The sequence below is a fragment of the Helicobacter pylori SA213A genome (assembly GCF_000476275.1).
Lineage (GTDB): Bacteria > Campylobacterota > Campylobacteria > Campylobacterales > Helicobacteraceae > Helicobacter > Helicobacter pylori_CL.
In genome coordinates, this window is record NZ_CBOM010000001.1 from 219,565 (window position 1) to 235,386 (window position 15,822).

At 38.9% G+C, this 15,822-nt stretch carries 11 protein-coding genes and 1 pseudogene; 9 read left to right on the plus strand and 3 right to left on the minus strand.

Features of this window, described 5'->3' with window-relative positions; all coding sequences use genetic code 11:
• Positions 1-8: 8 nt before the first annotated feature.
• A complete protein-coding gene (pyrG, locus tag QT74_RS01090; RefSeq protein ID WP_033763924.1) occupies positions 9-1,625 on the minus strand; it encodes a glutamine hydrolyzing CTP synthase in 1,617 nt (538 codons plus the stop codon).
• A 255-nt stretch (positions 1,626-1,880) separates the two neighbouring features.
• Here pyrG and QT74_RS01095 point away from each other — a divergent pair, with 255 nt between their 5' ends.
• From QT74_RS01095 to QT74_RS08060, 9 genes and pseudogenes are all read left to right on the plus strand, one after another.
• Positions 1,881-2,543, plus strand: coding sequence for a phosphatase PAP2 family protein (locus QT74_RS01095; RefSeq protein WP_033763927.1), 663 nt, complete (start codon positions 1,881-1,883; stop codon positions 2,541-2,543).
• 43 nt (positions 2,544-2,586) lie between these two features.
• On the plus strand, positions 2,587-4,290 hold the full coding sequence (gene fliF, locus QT74_RS01100; RefSeq protein ID WP_033763929.1) for a flagellar basal-body MS-ring/collar protein FliF: 1,704 nt from the start codon (positions 2,587-2,589) through the stop codon (positions 4,288-4,290).
• A gap of 18 nt (positions 4,291-4,308) precedes the next feature.
• The gene (gene fliG / locus QT74_RS01105; protein WP_000201859.1) at positions 4,309-5,340 is read left to right on the plus strand and encodes a flagellar motor switch protein FliG; all 1,032 of its coding nucleotides are present in this window, start codon (positions 4,309-4,311) and stop codon (positions 5,338-5,340) included.
• Positions 5,327-6,106, plus strand: coding sequence for a flagellar assembly protein FliH (fliH, locus tag QT74_RS01110; protein WP_080247111.1), 780 nt, complete (start codon positions 5,327-5,329; stop codon positions 6,104-6,106). Before fliG ends, fliH begins: the two co-directional genes overlap by 14 nt.
• Positions 6,107-6,108: 2 nt before the next feature.
• The gene (gene dxs, locus QT74_RS01115; RefSeq protein ID WP_033763932.1) at positions 6,109-7,959 is read left to right on the plus strand and encodes a 1-deoxy-D-xylulose-5-phosphate synthase; all 1,851 of its coding nucleotides are present in this window, start codon (positions 6,109-6,111) and stop codon (positions 7,957-7,959) included.
• 20 nt (positions 7,960-7,979) lie between these two features.
• Positions 7,980-9,770 (plus strand): translation elongation factor 4, encoded by a 1,791-nt coding sequence (gene lepA / locus QT74_RS01120; RefSeq protein ID WP_033763996.1) that lies wholly within the window; start codon positions 7,980-7,982, stop codon positions 9,768-9,770.
• A gap of 14 nt (positions 9,771-9,784) precedes the next feature.
• Positions 9,785-10,543, plus strand: a complete 759-nt coding sequence (locus QT74_RS01125; RefSeq protein WP_033763935.1) for a protein NO VEIN domain-containing protein — start codon at positions 9,785-9,787, stop codon at positions 10,541-10,543.
• Between the two features lie 350 nt (positions 10,544-10,893).
• Positions 10,894-13,042: pseudogene (locus QT74_RS08645) on the plus strand (AAA family ATPase).
• A 36-nt stretch (positions 13,043-13,078) separates the two neighbouring features.
• Positions 13,079-13,294 (plus strand): hypothetical protein, encoded by a 216-nt coding sequence (locus QT74_RS08060; protein ID WP_080247113.1) that lies wholly within the window; start codon positions 13,079-13,081, stop codon positions 13,292-13,294.
• Between the two features lie 225 nt (positions 13,295-13,519).
• Here QT74_RS08060 and QT74_RS01150 read toward each other — a convergent pair whose 3' ends face one another.
• Both QT74_RS01150 and QT74_RS01155 read right to left on the minus strand, forming a co-directional pair.
• Positions 13,520-14,329 carry a flagellar hook-basal body protein gene (locus tag QT74_RS01150; protein ID WP_033763943.1) on the minus strand — a complete coding sequence of 270 codons (810 nt, stop codon included), beginning with the start codon at positions 14,327-14,329 and terminating at the stop codon, positions 13,520-13,522.
• A gap of 54 nt (positions 14,330-14,383) precedes the next feature.
• Positions 14,384-15,664, minus strand: a complete 1,281-nt coding sequence (locus tag QT74_RS01155; RefSeq protein WP_033763944.1) for an MFS transporter — start codon at positions 15,662-15,664, stop codon at positions 14,384-14,386.
• Positions 15,665-15,822: the final 158 nt, after the last annotated feature.

Below are 15,822 nucleotides of genomic sequence, written 5' to 3' on the forward strand. Positions count from 1 at the left end.
TCTTTAGATTAGGATTTAGAAAGAGCGTTCTTAATGAAATCCAAAATAATTGGGTTAGGGCTTTGCAACCTGGAGGTGAATTCTGGGTGGAATTGCACCCCTACAAAGAACGGGTGATCTTCTAACTCAATCGCTTCAATCAAATGATTCGCCCCAAAACCCACCACTTTCAAGCCCTTATTTTCCCACTCTTGGCGGTATTTGGGGTTGATTTCATAACGATGGCGGTGTCTTTCTTTAATGCTAGGCTTTTTATAAGCTTTTTCTAACAAGCTGTTTGGCATGATTTCGCATTCGTATTCCCCTAATCGCATGGTGCCTCCTAAGGGCGAATTATAGGTACGCACCTGTTTTTGGTGGTTTTGATCCATAAAATCTCCAATCAAATACACCACAGGGTATTCGCAGCGTTGGTTAAACTCCGTAGAGTTAGCCCCTTTTAAACCCAAAACATTGCGGCAAAATTCAACGATCGCTAATTGCATGCCCAAACAAATCCCTAAAAAAGGAAGTTTTTCTAGCCTAGCCCTTTGAATGGCGCAAATTTTGCCCTCAATCCCCCTTTCTCCAAAGCCCCCCGGCACTAAAATCGCATCAACGCCATCTAAATCCGTTTTTTCATTAAAATTCTCGCTATCCAGCCATTCAATATTGACTTGCGTGTCCAAATGCGCGCCCGCATGGATTAAGGCTTCAATCAGGGATTTATAAGATTCTTTTAAGCTTAAATACTTGCCCACAAAACCGATTTTGACTTTGTGTTTAGGAGCGATAATCTTTTCTACTAAAGTGTTCCAAGCCGCCATTTTGGGGTGTAGTTTATTCAAATTAAAGCGTCTGGCAATGGGGGTTAAAATGCCTTCTTGCAAGAAAAGAATGGGGCATGCGTAAATGCTTTTAGTGTCTGTGGCTACAATCACGCTGTCTTGCTCCACATCGCAACTCAAAGCGATTTTATTTTTCAACTCTTTATCCAAAGGCTTAGGCGATCGCGCCAAAATGATTTGAGGGGTTACGCCAAGGCGCCGTAATTCCTGGACGGAATGTTGCGTGGGTTTGGTTTTTAATTCGTTAGTGGTTTGGATATAGGGGATTAGGGTTACATGCACATTGATGACTTTTTCATTCCCTAATTCCAGTTTAAGCTGGCGGATTGCTTCCAAATAAAACATGCCCTCCATATCGCCCACGGTTCCACCCACTTCCACGATTAAAAAATCCAACCCCTTAGCCGCGCTTTTAATGCGCCTTTTGATTTCATCGGTTACATGGGGGACGATTTGAATGGTTTTGCCTAAATATTCCCCTTTCCTTTCGTTTTCTATCACGCTTGAAAAAATCTGCCCGGTAGTGAAATTATTCAACCTCGTTAAATTCCTGTTCAAAAAGCGCTCATAATGCCCTATGTCTAAATCCGTTTCAGCGCCATCGCTTGTAACAAACACTTCCCCATGCTCTAAAGGACTCATGGTGCCTGGGTCAATATTAATATAAGGGTCAATCTTCAAAATAGAAACCTGATAATTGCAATGCTGCAAAAGCGTAGCGATTGAAGAAGATGAAATCCCTTTCCCTAGAGAGCTTAACACGCCCCCTGTAACGAATATAAATTTGGCTCTATCCATAAGTTAATGCGTTCCTTTGATTTTTACTTCTCACATTGTAGTCTAAAAAGGGTTAAAAAGCTTTAAAAGAGTGCAAAAATTAAAACGATTTTACAAAAAAAAAAACAATTTCAGTTTCTTATTAGCTAGGTTTGATTAGAATAAAAAGCTTTTATGCGTTTAAACTTCGTTGTCTTAAAAATTTTAAGAGCAATTTTAAAGTTTGTTGGCGTATAGTATCAAGTTTGAATGAACTGACTAAAAGGGTTTTAAACAATGGCTGAAAATTCTTTCAAAAATGTTTCCACACAACCCAAACCATTCTTTTTATTACAAGTGAAAACCCTTTTTCTTCTAGGAGGCGTTTTTAGCGCGCTTTTTATTATGATTGCTGTTTTAGTCCTTTTTGGTTACACCAACCCCATGGATAATGCCATTTTTAGCTTGATGCATTCAAATTCTTCTAGCCCTATTTTAGATCAAACGCTCCGATGCGTTGTTTTTTTAGGCTCTTCTCAATTCGTGTTGCCTTTGAGCTTGTTGGTGGGGGTGTTTTTAAGCCTGTATCGCAGAAACTTAGCGCTTGGGGTGTGGTTTGTGCTAAGCGTGATCTTATTTGAAGCCCTTTTAGAATCTTTAAAACACCTTTTGGCACACTCCATTCAATGGCTTTCGCACAGTGCTAATTTCCCTAGCGCTATTGCGCTTTCTTTAACGCTATTTTATGGGTTGCTTGTTTTATTGATACCCCATTTGATCACGCATCAAATATTTCAAAACATTCTTTCTTATAGTTTGCTTGGTTTGATTCTTTTAATAGGGTTAGCACTGATTGTTTTAGGGGTGTCTTTTAGCAGTGTTTTAGGAGGGTTTTGTTTAGGGGCGTTAGGGGCTTGTTTTTCCATAGGGATTTATTTGAGCGTGTTCCAAAAGATCTAAGCGAACGGCTTAAAAGAATGAAAATTTTATCAAGGTTTTAATATTGGATTTAAAGGTATTATTGCAACGGATTGTTGATTTTTTCATCAAGCTCAATAAAAAGCAAAAAATCGCCCTGATTGCAGCGGGGGTTTTGATCACCGCTTTGCTCGTGTTTTTATTGCTCTATCCTTTTAAAGAAAAAGACTACGCGCAAGGGGGCTATGGGGTTTTATTTGAAGGATTAGACTCTAGCGATAACGCTTTAATCTTACAGCACCTCCAGCAAAGCCAAATCCCTTATAAAGTCTCAAGAGATGACACCATTCTTATCCCTAAAGATAAAGTGTATGAAGAAAGGATCACACTGGCTTCTCAAGGGATCCCTAAAACGAGTAAAGTGGGCTTTGAAATCTTTGACACTAAAGACTTTGGGGCGACTGATTTTGATCAAAATATCAAACTCATTCGCGCCATTGAGGGGGAATTGTCGCGCACGATTGAAAGTTTAAACCCCATTTTGAAAGCCAATGTGCATATTGCAATCCCTAAAGACAGCGTGTTTGTGGCTAAAGAAGTCCCTCCTAGCGCTTCGGTGATGCTCAAACTCAAGCCTGACATGAAGCTTTCACCCACTCAAATTTTAGGGATTAAAAATTTAATCGCTGCAGCTGTGCCTAAACTCACGATAGAAAATGTGAAAATCGTGAATGAAAACGGCGAATCAATAGGCGAAGGCGATATATTAGAAAACTCCAAAGAATTAGCCCTAGAGCAATTGCATTACAAACAAAATTTTGAAAACATTTTAGAAAATAAGATTGTCAATATCTTAGCCCCTATTGTGGGGGGTAAAAACAAGGTGGTCGCAAGGGTCAATGCGGAGTTTGATTTCAGCCAAAAGAAAAGCACTAAAGAGACTTTTGATCCCAATAATGTTGTAAGGAGCGAGCAAAATTTAGAAGAAAAAAAAGAAGGCGCTTCTAAAAAACAAGTCGGCGGTGTGCCTGGGGTGGTGAGCAATATCGGCCCGGTGCAAGGATTAAAGGACAATAAAGAGCCAGAAAAATACGAAAAATCTCAAAACACGACCAATTATGAAGTGGGTAAAACCGTTAGCGAAATTAAGGGCGAGTTTGGCACTTTAGTGCGCTTGAATGCAGCGGTTGTGGTGGATGGCAAGTATAAAATCGCGCTTAAAGATGGTGTGAACACTTTGGAATATGTGCCTTTGAGCGATGAAGCGCTTAAAAAAATCAACGCTTTAGTGAAACAAGCCATTGGCTATAACCAAAATAGAGGCGATGATGTGGCGGTGAGTAATTTTGAATTTAATCCTATGGCGCCTGTGATTGATAACGCTACCTTTAGCGAAAAAATCATGCACAAGACTCAAAAAATCTTAGGATCTTTCACGCCTTTAATCAAGTATGTTTTGGTGTTTATAGTGCTATTCATTTTCTATAAAAAAGTGATCGTGCCTTTCAGCGAGCGCATGCTAGAAGTGGTGCCTGATGAAGATAAGGAAGTGAAATCCATGTTTGAAGAAATGGATGAAGAAGAAGATGAGTTGAATAAATTGGGCGATTTGAGAAAAAAAGTAGAAGATCAATTAGGGCTTAATGCAACCTTTAGCGAAGAAGAAGTAAGATATGAAATTATTTTAGAAAAGATTAGAGGGACCCTTAAAGAGCGTCCTGATGAAATCGCTATGCTCTTTAAACTCTTAATCAAAGATGAAATTTCTTCAGATGGCATCAAAAGCTAAAAAGATAAAAGGTTAAAAATGGCAACCAAGCTCACCCCCAAACAAAAGGCTCAATTAGACGAACTCTCCATGAGTGAAAAAATCGCCATTTTACTCATTCAAGTGGGCGAAGACACCACAGGCGAGATTTTAAGGCATTTAGACATTGACTCTATTACAGAGATTTCTAAACAAATCGTGCAATTAAACGGCACAGACAAGCAAATCGGCGCGGCGGTTTTGGAGGAATTTTTTGCGATTTTCCAATCCAACCAATACATCAACACCGGCGGTTTAGAATACGCTAGAGAGCTTTTAACCAGGACTTTAGGGAGCGAAGAAGCCAGAAAGGTGATGGACAAACTCACTAAAAGCTTGCAAACGCAAAAGAATTTCGCTTATTTAGGCAAAATCAAACCCCAACAACTCGCTGATTTCATCATTAACGAACACCCTCAAACCATCGCCTTGATTTTAGCCCACATGGAAGCCCCAAATGCCGCTGAAACCTTAAGCTATTTTCCTGATGAAATGAAAGCCGAGATCTCCATTAGAATGGCGAATTTAGGCGAAATATCGCCTCAAGTCGTAAAAAGGGTTTCTACCGTGCTAGAAAACAAATTAGAATCGCTCACCAGTTATAAAATTGAAGTGGGCGGCCTAAGGGCAGTGGCTGAAATCTTTAACCGCTTAGGCCAAAAGAGCGCTAAAACCACGCTCGCTCGCATTGAAAGCGTGGATAACAAGCTCGCCGGTGCGATTAAAGAAATGATGTTCACTTTTGAAGATATAGCCAAACTAGACAATTTCGCTATCAGAGAGATTTTAAAAGTAGCGGATAAAAAAGATTTGTCTTTGGCTTTAAAAACTTCTACCCAAGATTTAACCGATAAATTCTTAAACAACATGAGCAGCAGAGCGGCAGAACAATTTGTAGAAGAAATGCAGTATTTAGGGGCGGTTAAAATCAAAGATGTGGATGTGGCTCAAAGAAAGATCATTGAAATCGTGCAGAGCTTGCAAGAAAAAGGCGTGATCCAAACCGGTGAAGAGGAAGATGTTATTGAATAGCCGCAAAAATTTGATCCAAAAAGACCATTTGAATAAGCATGACATTCAAAAATACGAATTTAAGAGCATGGCAAACTTACCCCCTAAAACTAATCCTAATGGCGCGTCTTTAGAAACGCCTAACCACCCCCAAGAGCCTTTGGAAAAAAAAGCGATAGAAAACGATTTGATTGATTGCTTATTGAAAAAAACCGATGAGCTTTCAAGCCATTTGGTGAAATTGCAAATGCAATTTGAAAAAGCCCAAGAAGAGAGTAAAGCTTTGATTGAAAACGCTAAAAACGACGGCTATAAAATCGGCTTTAAAGAGGGCGAAGAAAAAATGCGTAACGAGCTCACCCACAGCGTGAATGAAGAAAAAAACCAGCTTTTGCATGCGATCACGGCTTTAGATGAAAAAATGAAAAAATCACAAGATCATTTAATGGCTTTAGAAAAGGAACTGAGTGCGATTGCGATAGATATAGCTAAAGAAGTGATCCTTAAAGAAGTGGAAGACAACAGCCAAAAAGTGGCCCTAGCTTTAGCTGAAGAGCTTTTAAAAAACATTTTAGACGCAACGGATATTCATTTAAAGGTCAATCCCTTGGATTACCCTTATTTAAACGAGCGTTTGCAAAACGCTTCTAAAATCAAATTGGAGAGTAATGAGGCTATTTCTAAAGGAGGCGTTATGATCACTAGCTCTAACGGGAGTCTTGATGGGAATTTAATGGAGCGCTTTAAAACGCTCAAAGAAAGCGTGTTGGAAAATTTTAAGGTGTGATTTTGCAAAATAAAACTTTTGATTTAAACCCTAACGATATTGCAAGCTTGGAGTTGGTGTGTCAAACGCTAAGGAATCGTATTTTAGAAGTGGTGAGTGCTAATGGGGGGCATTTAAGCTCTTCTTTAGGGGCTGTGGAGCTGATTGTGGGCATGCATGCCTTATTTGATTGCCAAAAAAACCCTTTCATTTTTGACACTTCGCACCAAGCTTATGCCCATAAGCTTTTAACCGGGCGCTTTGAAAGCTTTAGCACTTTAAGGCAATTTCAAGGTTTGAGCGGCTTTACTAAACCCAGCGAGAGCGCATACGATTATTTCATCGCCGGGCATAGCTCCACTTCGGTGTCCATAGGCGTGGGGGTGGCTAAAGCTTTTTGTTTGAAACAAGCGCTAGGCATGCCTATCGCTTTATTAGGCGATGGGAGCATCAGTGCAGGGATTTTTTATGAAGCCTTAAACGAACTGGGCGATAGGAAATACCCCATGATCATGATTTTGAACGATAATGAAATGAGTATCAGCACGCCTATTGGAGCTTTGTCTAAAGCCCTTAGCCAGCTGATGAAGGGCCCGTTTTATCAGTCTTTCCGCTCTAAAGTTAAAAAAATCTTAAGCACCTTACCTGAAAGCGTGAATTACTTAGCGAGCCGTTTTGAAGAATCTTTTAAACTCATCACCCCGGGCGTGTTTTTTGAAGAATTGGGCATTAATTATATAGGGCCTATTAACGGGCATGATTTGAGCGCGATTATTGAGACCTTGAAATTAGCCAAAGAGCTTAAAGAACCGGTGCTAATCCATGCGCAAACCTTAAAAGGCAAAGGCTATAAAATCGCTGAAGGGCGCTATGAAAAATGGCATGGGGTGGGGCCTTTTGATTTGGATACCGGCTTGTCTAAAAAATCCAAAAGCGCGATTTTATCGCCCACTGAAGCGTATTCTAACACCCTTTTAGAATTGGCCAATAAAGATGAAAAAATCGTAGGCGTAACCGCGGCGATGCCTAGCGGCACAGGATTAGACAAACTCATTGACGCTTACCCTTTGCGCTTTTTTGATGTCGCTATCGCTGAACAACACGCTTTAACTTCCAGTAGTGCTATGGCTAAAGAGGGGTTTAAACCTTTTGTGAGTATCTATTCTACTTTTTTGCAGAGGGCTTATGATTCTATTGTGCATGACGCTTGCATTTCTAGCCTGCCGATTAAATTAGCTATTGATAGGGCTGGGATCGTGGGTGAAGATGGCGAGACGCACCAAGGGCTTTTAGACGTGTCGTATTTGCGCTCTATCCCTAACATGGTCATTTTTGCCCCACGAGACAATGAGACTTTAAAAAACGCCGTGTATTTTGCTAATGAATACGATTCAAGCCCTTGCGCGTTCCGCTACCCTAGGGGATCGTTTGTATTAAAAGAGGGGGTTTTTGAGCCTAGCGGTTTTGTTTTGGGGCAAAGTGAATTGTTGAAAAAAGAGGGCGAAATTTTACTCATAGGCTATGGTAATGGCGTGGGGCGGGCGCATTTGGTCCAACTGGCTTTAAAAGAAAAAAACATAGAGTGCGCGCTCTTGGATCTCAGGTTTTTAAAGCCCTTAGATCCAAATTTAAGCGCGATCGTTGCCCCTTATCAAAAGCTCTATGTTTTTAGCGATAATTACAAGCTTGGGGGGGTGGCTAGCGCGATTTTAGAGTTTTTGAGCGAACAAAATATTTTAAAGCCTGTTAAAAGCTTTGAAATCATGGATGAATTTATCATGCATGGGAACACCGCTTTAGTGGAAAAATCCTTAGGCTTAGACACAGAGAGTTTGACTGACGCTATTTTAAAAGATTTAGGACAAGAGAGATGAAAGAAAAGACGCCTACGCCAATGAAAAATATCCGCAATTTTTCCATTATCGCTCACATTGACCATGGTAAAAGCACTTTAGCGGATTGTTTGATTTCTGAATGCAACGCTATCAGCAACAGAGAAATGACGAGCCAAGTGATGGACACTATGGATATTGAAAAAGAAAGAGGCATTACGATTAAGGCTCAAAGCGTGCGCTTGAATTACACTTTTAAGGGGGAGGATTATGTTTTAAACCTCATTGACACCCCAGGGCATGTGGATTTTAGTTATGAAGTGTCTCGCTCTTTGTGTTCGTGCGAAGGGGCGTTATTGGTGGTAGATGCCACTCAAGGCGTGGAAGCGCAAACCATCGCCAACACTTATATCGCATTAGATAACAATTTAGAAATTTTACCGGTGATCAATAAGATTGATCTGCCGAATGCGAATGTTTTGGAAGTCAAACAGGATATAGAAGACACGATAGGGATTGATTGTTCTAGCGCTAATGAAGTGAGCGCTAAAGCTAAAATTGGCATTAAGGATTTGTTAGAAAAAATCATTACCACTATTCCTGCCCCTAGCGGTGATGCTAGCGCTCCTTTAAAAGCGCTCATTTATGATTCATGGTTTGATAATTATTTAGGGGCGTTAGCGTTAGTGCGTATCATGGATGGGAATATCAACACAGAGCAAGAAATTCTAGTGATGGGAACGGGTAAAAAACACGGCGTTTTAGGGCTATACTACCCTAACCCTTTGAAAAAAATCCCTACTAAGAGTTTAGAATGCGGCGAGATTGGCATTGTGAGTTTGGGGCTAAAAAGCGTTACTGATATTGCGGTAGGGGATACGCTCACAGACGCTAAAAACCCTACCCCTAAACCCATTGAAGGCTTTATGCCGGCTAAACCCTTTGTGTTTGCGGGGCTTTACCCTATAGAAACGGACCGGTTTGAAGATTTGAGAGAAGCGTTATTAAAACTCCAGCTTAACGATTGCGCTTTGAATTTTGAGCCTGAAAGCTCAGTAGCGCTTGGCTTTGGTTTTAGGGTGGGCTTTTTAGGGCTATTGCATATGGAGGTGATCAAAGAAAGGCTGGAGAGGGAATTTAGCCTTAACTTAATCGCTACCGCTCCCACGGTGGTCTATGAAGTGCATTTGACGGATAATAGTATCAAATACATCCAAAACCCTAGCGAATTACCCCCTGAAAATCATATCGCTTGCATCAAAGAGCCTTTCGTGAGAGCGACGATTATCACGCCTAGCGAATTTTTGGGTAATTTAATGCAATTATTGAATCATAAAAGAGGCATTCAAGAAAAAATGGAGTATTTAAACCAGTCTCGTGTCATGCTCACTTATTCCTTGCCTAGTAATGAGATTGTGATGGATTTTTATGACAAGCTCAAATCTTGCACGAAAGGGTATGCGAGCTTTGATTATGAGCCCATAGAAAACAGAGAAGCTAATTTGGTGAAATTAGATGTGAGGGTTGCAGGCGATATAGTGGATGCACTTTCTATCATTATAGATAAAAATAAGGCGTATGAAAAGGGGCGCGCTTTAGTGGAAACGATGAAAGAGCTTATCCCAAGACAGCTTTTTGAAGTCGCTATCCAAGCGAGCGTGGGGAATAAAATCATCGCCAGAGAGACGATCAAATCTGTCGGTAAGAATGTAACGGCTAAGTGCTATGGGGGCGATATTACACGAAAAAGAAAGCTCTTAGAAAAGCAAAAAGAGGGCAAGAAACGCATGAAGGCTATCGGTAAGGTGGAGCTTCCCCAAGAAGCGTTTTTAGCGATATTAAAGATTGATTAGGGCGTTTAGCTTCTATGGCAAAACATAAGAACTATGAAATTTTAAATCTCATAGGCTATGCTTTGGCGAAATTTGATAATGACTTTATTAGAGAATTTGGTTTTTCTATTAAAAATACTTTTTTTGAATATTGCGTCCAAATTGGCTTGGCTGACACGATTGGTGTTATCAAAAATCGCATGGATTTATTTGATTATTTTTTTCCTAACAAACGCAAAGGTTGGTGGCAAAAAGGCGATGCATATATCCATAGAAAATTATGGATTGATAGTTTGTTTGGAAATGAAAGCGTTAAGGGTTTTAGCCATATTGTGAAATGGTTTTTGCAAGAACAATACGGAATCAAAGATTTAGGCATTACCCCTAACGCTTACCTTAAAGCCCGCTATAAAAGCATGCAAGAAACGGGTTTAGAAGCCGAATTGTATTTTTTAAACCACTATAAAAATATAGAAGTGTTTTCTTGTGGGCATTTAAAAGACATGCGTCTTTTTGGCGATGGGTATGACTTCTATATTCAAACCAACAAGCAAGCGTTTTTAGTGGAAGTTAAGGGGATTAGAGAAAAGCAGGGAACATTGAGATTGACCCAAAAAGAATACGATCAAGCGCAAGCGTATAGCCATGATTATGTGCTTGTAGTGGTATTGAATTTGAGTGAAAAACCCTATCTTTTATCTATCGCTAACCCCTTAAAGCATTTAGAGTTTAAGGCATGCGAGAGGAAGCAAAAAAGCATTTTAGAATACCACTTAATAGGGCAAATAAAATAACTATATTAAAGGTGGGGTTCATTTAATCTAAATTAATAGCAGTGGTTGGAAATTTAGATATAATGAAGAGTTTTAACCAAGCTTGAGAGACGGATGAAAAAAATCCGCTTGAATTATCTTAAAAACGAGCCAAGAAAGGAAAAATCCACATGAGCAATCATCATAACAACAAAAAAGAAGAGAATACAAACAAGGCGCAAGTTACCCCCCCCAACAATAGTAACGATGCAGAGCCTTTAAAAGTAACCACGCGCTACTTAGAGGTCAAGAATTATAAAAATATTGGTGTTCAAAACGAGCAAGAAAAAGATGAAAGGCTGTATCTTAACAATTCGTTTAATGGCGATAAGTTGGGCGGTTTGGTTATTATTCTAGGTGAGAATAATACCGGTAAAAGCAATTTATTGAAAGCTTTAGGGTGTTTTAGCGAGCATGTAAATGAATTTAAGAAAAACTGCACCCCTAATTATGTGGGCTATGAAGAATCGATAAGTTCTTTAAAATTAAGCACCCTTAAAGATAAAATACTCCAAAATGAAATGACTTTAACCATAGATAGTTCTTCAAAAATCACTTTTGATGAGAGTATTGCAAAGGTTGATTTGCTTGAAGGTGTTTGCTATAAAGCCCTTAACAATGATTTGTTAAGCGAAGAAGACAAGTTGTCTTATGAAAAGGCTATTGAAGAGTGCTGAAGTTTATACCCACACCGAGATGATCTCATAAAGGAAAAGGAGAGAAGATTGTTAGACCTATACAATAGGTATAATAAAACCATCTCTTGCATCCCTAATAACATTCAAAATGAATTGCCTTCTCAAGTCATCTCTAACATGAGAGATTTATTCGAGGCGTTGTGGGAAGAAAATGTGCAAAATTTTAGGAGTGATTTTTGCGATAATCTTAAAACCAAGTTTAGAAGTGCTTGGTTAGAAAAAATGATTCAAGATTTAACTGCAAAGACAACCCTAGAAGATAAAATGAAATCCTTAAAAATTTCAAAGAAAAATTGCTCCCAATCGTTCAAGTGTGGCTTAAAAATGACTACTACAACCGCAGAAGTTTGTCTGATTTAAAATTTTCTCAAATCACTATCTGGCGTTTTATCAACGATGATGGTTTTCTCAAAATAGAATCTGATGAACCCACCAATGAATTAGAACAAGTTTCTAATAACCAACCTGCAATTTACACAAGCGTAGATGATTTATTGAATAGCGAACCCATAGATGTGTCTAAAATCTCTCGCTTCCCTCAAGTGATTTACTACGATAACAAAAAGCGTTTCAAACATAAGGATTTGATTGTCAAGCCAGAAGAATTGGAAAAAAGTGTCTTTTTTAGGGCGTTTTTTAAAGCTATTGGTGTGAATTTATCAAGCGTTAAGAAAAGTTATTCAAAGGCGAGCGGAAACATTGGTTATTTGACACAGTTGCAAGATGAGATCAAAGAAAAAGTTATTTCTAAAATTACCAATAGATTTAACAGGCTTTATTTTCAAAAAGATCAAAACCGAAAATGGTCGTATTTATTTGATTTTAGATTGGACTTACACAATATTTCTCTATCGCTTTTTAAAAAAGATTCCAACAAACAAAAAGAAGTGTTGCATTTAGACGATCAAAGCGATGGGTTTAAATGGTTTTTCAATTTGTTTTTTGGCCTTTTATTTGGTAATTCCTTAAAAAAAATGCCATTGTTTTGATGGATGAAATGGGCTCAAACCTTTCTGTGCCAACTCGCAAAGAGTGTAGGAAATTTTTAAAAGAGTTTGGGCAAAGAGTGGGAGTTACTTTTGTTTTGGTAACCCATGATCCCTTTTTAGTGGATATGAATCATTTAAATGAATTGAGAGTCTTACGCCATAATGAAGAGTCTTTGCAAAGCGTTAGCATTCGTCATTTTTCATCTGTGGATTTGGGCGATAATGGGGCATTGAAAACCATTAAAAAATCTTTAGGCGTGAGTCATAAGATTCTCAATAAAAACGATCGCCTTTTGTTTGTAGAAGGCATTAGCGATTACAATTATTTGAGCGCGTTTAAATTGCTCTATGAACAAGAAAAAAAGATCTCCTTAGACATGGCGTTTTTAAACATCGTGTTTTTACCCGTTAACGGACTAGGGAATGATGATTTAAAAGAATCAAAAAAGCCACAAATGAAACAAATTTTAGAAACTTTAGTTCAAGAAGAGCCAAACACCACGCTATTAGTGGATGGGGATACAAGGGGTAAGGCATGCGAAGAGTTGAATAAGGAATTAAAGAATAAGCTCAACATTCTAAAACTCAATGATTGCGATGATAGTTTTAAAAATTTCAAAAATATTGAAGATTGTTTCAGCCAAAAAGATAAAATCAAATTGGACTTAAAAAACAAAAGTTTTCGCTCACACACCGCCTATACAAGCGCTTTAAAAAATGACTTGCTCTTAAACCCTAATTTAGTGGAAGCAGAAAGAAAATTTTTACAAGCTTTTGGAATGGCTCTATCTTAAAATGGATACTGATAATCAAGTGGGTAATCAAAAAACTTGATTGGGGCGATAAAAACATTAAGGGAATTAGAAACCAAGCCGACACTCTCTAATCATTACAGAGATGACACCGACTATAGCGTCTCAAACCTTAATGAGAATATCCTATCACAAACGAGCTTAAAACACAAGAGCCATAACAAGAAAAATGGGGGCGTTTGCTTACAGAATACCACAATAAAGAGCGTTTTAAACAACAAACGAAATAATTAAAAATTGAATTATCGTTGAGTAGTCAGCGGCTATAAACTACGAAATAAAGAGAAGCTTGCGTTACCGTCTACTTTGCAAGCGATTACAAAAGAAAAGGCATTTAATTCTTTAAACTCTTTTAAAACTAATCCTATATAAAAAAGATTAACAAGGCTTTTAAAAAGCATTATCAGGGAGTTAGGGTATCGCAAAAACCCTCCTATGGATTTTAAAATCGCCAAAAGTTTAAGCTTTTGTAGCGAGTTTGTTGATCGCTTCAGCGTTCATGTCATCTTGATGGGTTTTTAGCACTTTAGAATACATGTCCAAAAAGCGGTTGATTTCAATTAAAGCGCTCATCTCGCGCACCGCATTGACATTGCTTTTTTCTAGCATATATTGCCTTAACGCGCCAGAGTCAGAGACTTGATGGACGCCTTCGCCCTGATAAGTATAAAGGTTTTGCCCTATTTTTTTAAGGTTTTTAGGTTCGCTAAAACTCACTAAAGCTAACGCGCCCGCTTGAATTTGGGCTTCATTATCCCTAAAAGTGATTCCGCCATTTTGATCCACTTCAATTTCAGCGTCAGGCATGAGCATGATCCCTCCTTTTTCGTTCAATCCAGAGCGTGAAAGCACCTTAAAGCCATTAAGAGTAACTAAAAAGCCGTCTTTATCAACGCTAAAATGCCCGTCTCTGGTATAAGCGACGCCCTCATTAGTTTGTATCGCAAAATAGAGGTTAGGGCTTGTTAGGGCAAAATCTAGGGGGTTATGCGTTCCTTCAAACGCGCCAAGACTCCTATCGGTATAGATTTCTGATAAAATAGGCACACGATTGAGATTGCGGTTTAAATACTTCGCGCTCGCTTTAGTTTCATCTTCTAAGGGCAGTTGCTCTCGGTATTGTTGGTAAAGCCTTAAAAAATCGCCTGTAATCGCATCGTCTCTTTTAAAGCCGTTGGTGTTTAGGTTAGCTAAATTATTAGAGGTTAAATCCAAGCGGTTAAATTGTGTCGCCATAGCACCTGTGGCCGCATAATACCCATTTTGCATGCGAATAATCCTTTTAAAAGGAAAAATTATAGCAAAAATTAAATAAAAACAGATTCATTCCAAATAGGTTTTTTTAGGGAATATGATAACCATAACCATAAAGATAACAATACTCAACATGACATAGCCCACAAACCCCCATTCAAAACCATGTTGTTTGAACTCTAACGCTACATAGCTTGCGCTCCCTCCAAAAAGCGCATTGGCGATCGCATAGGCCAAACCCACGCCAAGCGCTCGCACATGTTCAGGGAATAATTCCGCTTTAATGACCCCAGCAATGCAAGTGTAAAAACTCATGCTGCTCAATGCGAGTATTTCATAAAATAGGGCTTCATACACGCCAGTGGCATGCTTGATACCATAAAAGACAACAGGCGTTACAATAAGCCCTGTGATAGCAAAAACCATCAGCATTTGGGTGCGTTTGATTTTATCCGCAAGCATCCCGCATAAGGGCTGTAAGAAGATAAAATAAGAGAGTGCTAAAAGCATGATGAAACTGCTTTCTTTAGGGCTGAATGATGAGCTGTTGGTTAAAAAGATTTTTAAATACACCGTAAAAGTATAAAAACACAAACTCCCTCCCATAGTTAGCCCAAAGACTATCATTAAGGCTTTTTTATGGTGGAGCAATTCCTTTAAACTGCCCCTTTGGGTTTCTTCTTTAATAGTGGTTTTGGAAGTTGTTTTGCTATCCATGGTTTCTTCCATGATATTTCTTAAAAAGAGCGAGAGTAGGGCTAATATACCCCCTAAAGCGAATAAATAACGCCAAGCGAACGCACTGATTTGCTCATGCGTGTAAATATTTTCAACGATAAAGAGCGAAAAAATAGCTAAGAGTTGCCCTCCAACTAAAGTTACATATTGGAAAGAGCCATAAAAACCTTTTTTACCATTCTTGCCCAATTCAGAGAGGTAAGTAGCGACCACGCCGTATTCTCCTCCCACGCTAAAGCCTTGTAAAAGCCTGGCTAATAATAAAAACAAGAACGCCCATTCCCCTACGATTTCTTTAGTGGGGAGCAATGCGAGCAAAAAAGAGCCTAGCGCCATAAGGATAATGGAATACACCATAGAAGTTTTACGCCCCTTTTTATCCCCCAATTTACCAAAAAACAAACTCCCCAAAGGGCGCATGAAAAACCCTAGCATAAAAACCAAAAAAGCTGAGATGAGCGCTAAAGTGGGGTCATTGGTGTGGGTAAATTCCTTAGCGAAATAAGGCGCTAAGAACGCATAAGCGTAAAAGTCATACCATTCCACTAAATTACCTGAACTAGCGGCTAAAAGGGATTTTAAGGGTTTTTTAGTGGCGGGTTGGGGGCTCATGGCTATCCTTGAACATGAAATTTTTAGGTAATTTTACTAGGAGTTAGGGAAACCACAGATAATATTTGATTAATAGATGAAAGGTTGGTATCGTTTGTATCATTGAGAAAAGTTTTTGTTTTTAATAAAGGATTGGTGGTAAAGCCTAAAAAATGCAC